The 2,791-nt window shown below is 69.4% G+C and carries 6 protein-coding genes; 5 read left to right on the forward strand and 1 reads right to left on the reverse strand.

The window, feature by feature from the left end; translation table 11 throughout:
• Positions 1 to 308: ATP-binding protein (locus AB8Z36_RS35330; RefSeq protein ID WP_369217480.1), on the reverse strand; the 308-nt coding region annotated here is incomplete at its 3' end.
• A gap of 203 nt (positions 309 to 511) precedes the next feature.
• Here AB8Z36_RS35330 and AB8Z36_RS35335 point away from each other — a divergent pair.
• From AB8Z36_RS35335 to AB8Z36_RS35355, 5 genes are all read left to right on the forward strand, one after another.
• Positions 512 to 1,357, forward strand: coding sequence for a helix-turn-helix domain-containing protein (locus AB8Z36_RS35335; RefSeq protein ID WP_369217481.1), 846 nt, complete (start codon positions 512 to 514; stop codon positions 1,355 to 1,357).
• Complete coding sequence (locus tag AB8Z36_RS35340; RefSeq protein ID WP_369217482.1) at positions 1,357 to 1,554, forward strand: DUF397 domain-containing protein; 198 nt, start codon at positions 1,357 to 1,359, stop codon at positions 1,552 to 1,554. The genes AB8Z36_RS35335 and AB8Z36_RS35340 overlap by 1 nt, the downstream gene beginning before the upstream one ends.
• Before the next feature lie 31 nt (positions 1,555 to 1,585).
• Positions 1,586 to 1,789, forward strand: a complete 204-nt coding sequence (locus tag AB8Z36_RS35345) for a DUF397 domain-containing protein (protein WP_369217483.1) — start codon at positions 1,586 to 1,588, stop codon at positions 1,787 to 1,789.
• A gap of 135 nt (positions 1,790 to 1,924) precedes the next feature.
• Positions 1,925 to 2,443, forward strand: coding sequence for a nucleoside deaminase (locus AB8Z36_RS35350; protein WP_369217484.1), 519 nt, complete (start codon positions 1,925 to 1,927; stop codon positions 2,441 to 2,443).
• Positions 2,444 to 2,526: 83 nt separating this feature from the next.
• Positions 2,527 to 2,655: a hypothetical protein gene (locus tag AB8Z36_RS35355; protein WP_369217485.1), complete on the forward strand. Its 129-nt coding sequence runs from the start codon at positions 2,527 to 2,529 to the stop codon at positions 2,653 to 2,655.
• The last annotated feature ends 136 nt before the right edge of the window (positions 2,656 to 2,791 follow it).

The following is a 2,791-nucleotide window of genomic DNA, read 5'->3' on the forward strand; positions in this document are numbered from 1 at the left end:
CTCTCCGACTCCTCGGTGGGCGCCAGCAGGGTGGGGAGCGCCCGGGGATCGGGGTCGCCGACCTCAATGCGTACGCGGGTGTCCTCCACAGTGACCCGAAGCGTTGTCGGTGTGTGCTCACCCACGTGCGTGATGACGTTCGCCACCAGCTCGCTCGCGCACAACTGCGCCGCATCGGCGACCTCCGCCAGGTCCCAGCGGGCCAGGTGCGTCCGGACACGGCGCCTGAGCGTCGCCACAGCTCTCGGCTCCGCCAGGAACGACAGGTAAAGGCTCTCGCGGTTCTTCAGGCAACAGCGATCCGGCATCACCGACCACCTCCCGTGTGGACAGCCACAGACGCTCCCGTGTCTGTCTGTTCACTCAGCGTTGCAGTGAAACTCTCAAAATGGAACTCTCACTACGGGTCGCACGGGAGCATGCTCACCCGGCGCGCGCCCCACGCGTACGCCCTTGTAGCTCACCCGAGCCCCGGGCACTCTCGGAGCGATCGATAAGAAGGGGCACGGACATGGCAGCTGGGCCGACCACTCGGCGTCGTCAGCTAGGCGCCGATCTTCGCCGCCTGCGCGAGATCAAGGGGCTCACCCTGGAGGAGGCGGGAGCGCGCGTTGGCATCTCGAAAGCGACCCTGAGCCGGTACGAAACCAAAGAGGGTACGGTCAAATGGCCGGCCGTGGACGCGCTCTGCCGTGAGTACGGGGCGGCCGACGACGTACGGGGTGCACTGGTCGAACTCGCGAAGGGCGCCCGCATTCAGGGATGGTGGCGCTCGCTGGCCGACCCCATCCCCGAGTCGATGAATCTGATGCTGACCCTTGAGGACGAGGTCGTTCGCGAGGATCACTACGCGTGCATGTACATTCCAGGACTGTTCCAGACCCGGGCTTACGCGGAAGCCGTACACCGTGCTTCAGAGGTGGGCTGCACCGATCGCGAGGTGCAGCACATGGTGGACATCCGCATGAAACGGCAGGAGCTTCTGCGGCGCGCCGATCCGCCTCATATCTGGGCGATCGTCGACCAGGCCGCCGTACATCGCGTCGTCGGTGGAGCCGGTGTCATGCGAGACCAGCTTGAGCATCTGCTCGCGCTGAGCGATCTGCCCTACGTGACGGTCCAGATACTGCCGTTCTCCGCGGGCGCCCACGCCGCCGCGGTAGGCAGCTTCGTACTCCTCCGAGGCCAGAGCCCTGATCTGGACGTCGTCTACGTAGATCTGCTGGGCGGCGGGCTGTTCATGGAGAAGCCGCCCGAGCTGGAGCGCTACAAATTGGCGTTCGATTACCTGCGTGCGCAGGCGCTGGACATGGAATCATCCACGCAAGCCATCCGTCGAAGCCTCAGGGAGTTGTGATGGACCCCCGCCACCCCGTCCGCTGGTTCAAGTCCTCCTACAGCGGCGGTTCCGGTACCGAGTGCGTCGAGGTGGCGGTGGTGGCGCCGGAGATCTTGGTCCGGGACTCGAAGTGCCCGGACGACGGCCGGTTCTCCGTCGGGGCCACCGCCTGGGCCGAGTTCGTGACCGCGCTGCCCGGGATGCCTCGGCGTTGATCCGACGCGGACGCGGTCGCAAGGAGAAGGCATGAGCATCCATCGCACCGCCGTCGGGAACCTCCCGTGGTTCAAGTCCTCGTACAGCGGCGCCAACACCACGGAGTGCGTCGAGGCCGCGTTCGTGCCTCGTGGCGTCCTCATACGTGACTCGAAGCAACCCGAAGGCCCCCGCCTCCACGTCTCCCCCCGGGCCTGGGCCCAGTTCATCAGCGGCGCCGCCCACCGGAACTGACCGCCACCGGAACTGACCGCGCCGCCCACCAGCACTGACCGCGCCGCGAGACCGCACGTAACGGGGACGGACACGGGTACCCCGGGCTCAGAGCGGGCCCCGCCCGTACGAGACCCAGGAGACCCAGGAGACCCCGTGACCTTCGGTGCCGAACAGGATCAGGACCGCCCCTTTCTCGACCGGGCCATCGAGAACTCCCGCCGCTCCCTCAGAGCCGACAGCACCGCGAAACCCTTCGGTGCCGTCGTCGTCGTGGGCGGGGACGTCGTGGCGGACGGGGTCAACTCCGTCGTGGAGTTGAGTGATCCGACCGCGCACGCCGAGGTCATGGCGCTGCGCGAGGCCGGGCGGCGGCTCGGGCGGTACGCGATGGAGGACGCGACGCTCTACTCCAGCAGCGAGCCCTGTCCCATGTGCCTCGTCGCCTGCTACTGGGCCAGGATTCCGCGCGTCGTCTACGGCGCCACCACCCGTGACGCCGCGGCCCACGGCCACGAGGACCTGCGGTTCTATCGCGAGGTCGCCCTGCCCGGCGCCGCGCTGCGCTCCCTCGACCAGGTGCCGGTCCAGGGCGCCCCGCACTCCGCCGCCGTGGACGTCCTCGCCGCCTGGGCCGCCGCCCGGCCCGCCGGTTCCGTGGAGCCGAAGCTCTGAGCCCGCTCGTCCGGCCCCGGGCGTCCCGCGTTAGCCTCGCCCGGAGAGCGCATCACGGTCGGCGCATACGAGATGAGGCAGGCATGGCAAGGATTCCCGGGGCCGTCGTAGCCGCCGGCGGGCTCGTCGGCGGGTACGCCACCGCCCGGTTCACCAAGAAGCGGCCCCTCGGCGGCGCCGTGCTCGCCGGAGCCGGGGTGCACCGCCGCTGAGCGCGACCGCCGGGGACAGGGTCACCGCCGCTGAACCCGACCGCCCGGGGACAGGGTCACCGCGGCTGATCCCAACCGCCGGGGCTCAGGGGCTCAGCGGCCGACGCCCACGTCAGAACCCGCACCCGTCCCGCGG

This window comes from Streptomyces flavofungini, from assembly GCF_041028215.1.
In the GTDB taxonomy this organism is placed as follows: Bacteria; Actinomycetota; Actinomycetes; order Streptomycetales; family Streptomycetaceae; genus Streptomyces; species Streptomyces flavofungini_B.

Coding starts and splice junctions, on each gene's coding strand:
- AB8Z36_RS35335 (WP_369217481.1), top strand. CDS start 512: ATGGCAGCTGGGCCGACCACTCGGCGTCGTCAGCTAGGCGCCGATCTT.
- AB8Z36_RS35340 (WP_369217482.1), top strand. CDS start 1,357: ATGGACCCCCGCCACCCCGTCCGCTGGTTCAAGTCCTCCTACAGCGGC.
- AB8Z36_RS35345 (WP_369217483.1), top strand. CDS start 1,586: ATGAGCATCCATCGCACCGCCGTCGGGAACCTCCCGTGGTTCAAGTCC.
- AB8Z36_RS35355 (WP_369217485.1), top strand. CDS start 2,527: ATGGCAAGGATTCCCGGGGCCGTCGTAGCCGCCGGCGGGCTCGTCGGC.